The 4,720-nt window shown below is 48.3% G+C and carries 4 protein-coding genes; all 4 read left to right on the top strand.

Annotated features, from left to right (window positions below; translation table 11 throughout):
- Window positions 1-593: 593 nt before the first annotated feature.
- Window positions 594-911 (top strand): integration host factor subunit alpha, encoded by a 318-nt coding sequence (locus tag AB7D94_RS16515; RefSeq protein ID WP_420267158.1) that lies wholly within the window; start codon window positions 594-596, stop codon window positions 909-911.
- A 22-nt stretch (window positions 912-933) separates the two neighbouring features.
- On the top strand, window positions 934-1,164 hold the full coding sequence (locus AB7D94_RS16510) for a hypothetical protein (RefSeq protein WP_420267157.1): 231 nt from the start codon (window positions 934-936) through the stop codon (window positions 1,162-1,164).
- Window positions 1,165-1,475: 311 nt separating this feature from the next.
- Window positions 1,476-2,966: an HD domain-containing phosphohydrolase gene (locus tag AB7D94_RS16505; RefSeq protein ID WP_420267155.1), complete on the top strand. Its 1,491-nt coding sequence runs from the start codon at window positions 1,476-1,478 to the stop codon at window positions 2,964-2,966.
- A 49-nt stretch (window positions 2,967-3,015) separates the two neighbouring features.
- Window positions 3,016-4,503 (top strand): HD domain-containing phosphohydrolase, encoded by a 1,488-nt coding sequence (locus AB7D94_RS16500; protein ID WP_420267154.1) that lies wholly within the window; start codon window positions 3,016-3,018, stop codon window positions 4,501-4,503.
- Window positions 4,504-4,720 lie beyond the last annotated feature (217 nt).

Genomic DNA, 4,720 nt, shown 5'->3' with positions numbered 1-4,720 from the left:
TAGGGGGTACTCTTGCCGGTAACCCAGCGGGTGTAGTTATTTAGACGCTTACATATCTTATAGGGGTAAAGCATTTAATTATAAAGAAATAATGGTACTGCCAATAAGACAAAACACACGGCGTTCGAGGGTGAAAACGATTCATAAACCAGCGCATGACCACCCTTGGAGAAAGGGCATACAGAAATGTGCAACGCCAGGTAAAGATCACATGACCAGCCTAAAATAATAAGAGAGGAGTTTAGAGACGCTACATCCGCGATGAGACAGCTAGGGTAAGGCATAAGGGACTAATCAACAGTGGATATAAGACTGTAAGGAGGTGATATTGAACTGGACCCGTCCGCTCGTTGGCGGACTACCCAAGCATGGGATATTGGGTCGAGCTTGGCAGACACCGCTGCGATGGAGCAAAGGCCAGAGACTGGGTACAAAGAGACAGGCGTTTAAACAATGGAAAAGGACGACGGCCTAAAAATAATGCCTTGTCATCTCACTTGGATTTGGGCTATGATTATTAACTGAATAGGACATTTCTACTTTGGCAGGAATAGGACATTTTTATTTTGGCTTGACAATCTATATGAAACATATTGACTAAATCACTGCAATACGATAAAATAGCGACCATGGCACGTGGTAGCAAGGCAGATATTGTTGAGGATATAGCGTATAAGATAGGGCTTCTCAAAACAGAGGCGCGGGATGTTGTTGAAATTATCCTCGCCCTGATGAAAGAGACATTGGCAGGGGGCGAATCTATCAAGATCCCGAATTTTGGCACGTTCCATGTCAGGAAAAAGAGGGCGAGGATGGGCCGAAATCCAAAGACGGGTGAAGGCGTAGAGATCACGCCGAGGACAGTAGTGGTGTTTCATAATTGTGTTAAGCTAAAGAAGTCTATCGAATAAACTGCCTTAGAGGGGGTACACAGTGAAAGAAACGACATATTGCGTCTATCTGAACTGGCAAGCTGAAACGGCAAGAATCCATGAAAGGTCATGTGCCTATTGTAAAAATAGATTTGGAAGGCGGCGTACTGCCAGTTCAGTGACCGGGGAGTGGTTGAAGTTTAAGACAAAGGAAGAATTCTATGATATGGCGCGTTCAGATGAGGACTATAAAGATTTTAAAATCAGTGAATGTCTCAGGTGTCGTCCATAGATAGCTAAAAGGTGTCAGGTCTTAGCGGGTTGTTGCCCTGATAGTTTCCTGACTGTCAGAAATTAATGCCGACAGAACACTAAATCATTGAATCCCTGCAAAACAAGCAGCGGCGGGTGCGCCTCTGCCCTTCATTGAGAATTGACGTAGGCTATATGATTTACCTTGAATGAATACGCAGTTGAATGATACAATAAGGCATGTATTAATAGTGCGGGAGGCTGTGTAAGCGGCCGTGCCGGGTGTGCCCTGCATGACACCCGGTATAATAATATGTATTAGCAGGAGAAAGACGCCAGAGACATGACAGCATGAAACCAAGACGTGTGGCATCAGGGGAAATCGTCATAGGAAGGCCCCTTTCGTCGTCGGTATATGACGAAGATGGCCAACTGCTTCTGAGAAGGGGCTACACGATAACCGCGGACGATGTGCCAAAGAGCATTGGGGCGATTGTCTTTGACCATGAGCCGCATGAGGCCCCTGACGCGGCGCAACAGGACGAAGAGTACTCAAACGCCGAGGCGATGCTTGACCAGCAGGACTCGCCCTTTGAGCAGCTAGCCCTGCTGCAGTTTAGGTTGGCCGCCATTTTTAAGAATGCCCACGCAGAAAAGGATTTTAAGTCAAAGGCTATGGTGATGGCCGCTTTAGTGGAGGAGGTCTGCAAAAACGATGAAGACCTTGCCCTTGGTACAATAATGCTTGAGCATGAGGCCCGCTATTCAGTGAGGCATCACATACACACGGCCATTGTTAGTAACATAATTGCCAAGAAACTCGGTTGGAGTTTACGCGACAGGACATCGCTTACTCTGGCCGCCCTTACGATGAACATTGGAATGCTTGAGCTTCAGGATGTACTCCATAACCAGAGTGAACCGCCCAGCGATATTCAGAAGGCAGAGGTGCTCAGTCATCCCATCGTTGGGGAAGAGATGCTTGCGGGACTTGGCATTACCGATGAGTTGTGGAGAACTACTGTCTTACAGCACCATGAAATGCTCGACGGAAGCGGCTATCCAAATAATCTCAGGGGCACAGACATAATCCCCGCGGCGCGCATTCTCTCGCTAAGCGACATATACTGCGCCCGTGTGTCGGGCAGAAACTACCGCCCTCCCCTTCCACCAAACATTGCTATGAAGGAGATTTTCTTAAACAGCAAAGTTGACCCCGACCTCGGTATGTTATTTATAAAACACCTCGGAATCTTCCCGCCGGGGACGTTTGTTCGTCTGAGAAATAATGAAATCGCCATCGTAACGCAGCGTGGAAGCAAGGTTAACTATCCGATTGTCCACACAGTTATAAGGAGCGGCGGGACGGTCTCTTTTGTCCCCCCACGCAGGGACACCTCAGCCAGCGAATACGCCATAACCGCCTTAATACCGGCCTCAAAGGTCGGCGTAGAGGTCAACCGCTACCAATTATGGGGATATGGCGTGTTTAAGAGATCCAAGTCCCTCAAGAGGCAGGAGGAGAGAAGGTATGTCAACGTACCCGCTAAACTCCTTGATATGCGGACGATAACCACTATGGACGCCGTCATAACAAACATAAACGAAGGCGGCTGTATGCTTAAGATGTCGCCTGAGGCCGGTGGCTACCTTACTGTTGGCATGTCTTTGTATGTGACTTTTAAGATATTGGCATTTATCGTGGAAAATGTCACCGCCGTAGTCAAAAATATTCAGCCAAAATACGATACCCTGCTGATTGGAATGCAGTTTACGGAAATATCTGATACAAATAGGGAAAATATACGCACATTTCTTAAAACACCCGAACCACCCGCCTGACACGCTGCACACATTTCTTAATCTTACCAAACAATGATATAATCTCCCTATGGAGCAAAGGATTATATACAGGGTTGAAGACCTTGCCGTAGGCGTCCCCATAAAATGGCCAGTCAAGGATAAAAGCGGTAAGCTGATGCTTCGTGCAGGCTATGTTATTAATGACGAAAACGAGTTGGAGCTTGTCCGGGAGCTGATGGGCGGTATTATTGAAGAACAGGACGAGATTCTCAGCATGTCACAACCCGTTAAAATCCCCCCAAAGGATAATCCCTTTGATTTATTCAAACTCATTCAGAGGCGCGTTAAGGGACTTTTACGCGGTGGCCTTGAGAGCATCGTAGATTTCCACAAAAATGCAATCACGGTTTGCGACATGATTCAGGAGTTGTGTTACGAGGACGAGGACATTGCCCTGGGGCTGGCGTTTCTGGACAGACACATGCAATATACGATAAAACACCCGATTCAGGCCGCCATCGTCTGCGAGGTTATTGCAAAGGGGATGGATTCCTGTCTGGACGACAGAAAGATGATGGTAGCGGCGGCCCTGACTATGAACATATCAGCGCTTGCCCTGCATGAGAAACTCCAGTCCCAGAAAGAGCCATTGTCAAGGACGCAGAAACTCGCATTGTTTGACCATCCCCTTGCCGATTACAAGACACTGCGGAGGCTTGGCGTGACGGACGAACCATGGTTAACCGCCGTGTTGCAGCACCATGAGGCAATAGACGGCAGCGGTTACCCGCAGGGCATTATGGGTGGCAGCGTAATGGTTGCCGCCCAGCTTATCTCCCTTTCGGACATCTACACGGCCATGGTCTCATCCCGTTCATACAGGCTGCCCATGCCGGCCAATGAGGCGATGAGGAGGATTTTTCTGACTGGTTCTCAGAGGGTAAGCGAGGCGCTTGCCGTTTTATTCATAAAGAAACTCGGCATATACCCACCGGGAACTGTGGTCAGACTGCAAAACGGCGAACTTGGTATCGTAACATACCGCGGCCAGGCGGCTAACCACCCGGCCGTTCAGTCGGTTGTCAGGGCCAATGGAATGCCTTACTGCTTTCCTCAGCCAAGAGACACATCCAGCGGGCAGTATAAGGTTGTGGAGACACTTCCGCAGACACAAATTACCCTCGCCATTAACAACCAACAGCTTTGGGAACATGGGGATTTCGCAAAAAAGGGTGCCGCCAAGAGAAGACACACAAGGATTGCTGTCTCATGTCCAGCCGAGCTTGCCATTGAGGGAGTTCCCCCAATTCCCGCCTCTGTCTTAAATATCAGCGCCACGGGATGTCTGCTCAGGATACCGGTTAAGTCCCTGCAGCAGCAACTAAGAGAGGACACATCCTATAAGCTCTCTTTAACGATATTGGGCAAGCCCCTCACGGACATAAATTTCGTCATGAGAAACGCCTCCATCTGCGACAACAAACACCTTATAGGCGTCAGGTTCATTGACTTGCCGGACGAATATAAGACCGTCATAATGCTCTATCTGGAGTCAGTGAAAAACAACGAAGTGTAATTATACTAAAACGGCAAGTAAAGAAATTACCAGCGCCTGTCATTGCCGCCTGAAAACTGCAACCCAGCCATCACGCCATTTTCTAAAACAGCAGCTCAAGAGAAGGGCAATCGCATTTAAAAAAAATCATAAGATACCTATGCAATAATTCCAGCTTGTCCCTTGCCGTCATTCCGGCTTGCAGACTGTGTCACAATAGTAAAGCAGCCCCCCCCCC

The sequence above is a fragment of the Candidatus Magnetominusculus dajiuhuensis genome (genome assembly GCF_046044395.1).
Classification (GTDB): Bacteria; Nitrospirota; Thermodesulfovibrionia; order Thermodesulfovibrionales; family Magnetobacteriaceae; genus Magnetominusculus; species Magnetominusculus dajiuhuensis.
The sequence above is the reverse complement of the archived record's forward strand: the minus strand, read 5'-3'. Positions and strand labels throughout refer to the sequence as shown.

Excerpts from the sequence above, each read along its gene's own strand:
- AB7D94_RS16505 (WP_420267155.1), top strand. The coding sequence starts at position 1,476 with ATGAAACCAAGACGTGTGGCATCAGGGGAAATCGTCATAGGAAGGCCC.
- AB7D94_RS16500 (WP_420267154.1), top strand. The coding sequence starts at position 3,016 with ATGGAGCAAAGGATTATATACAGGGTTGAAGACCTTGCCGTAGGCGTC.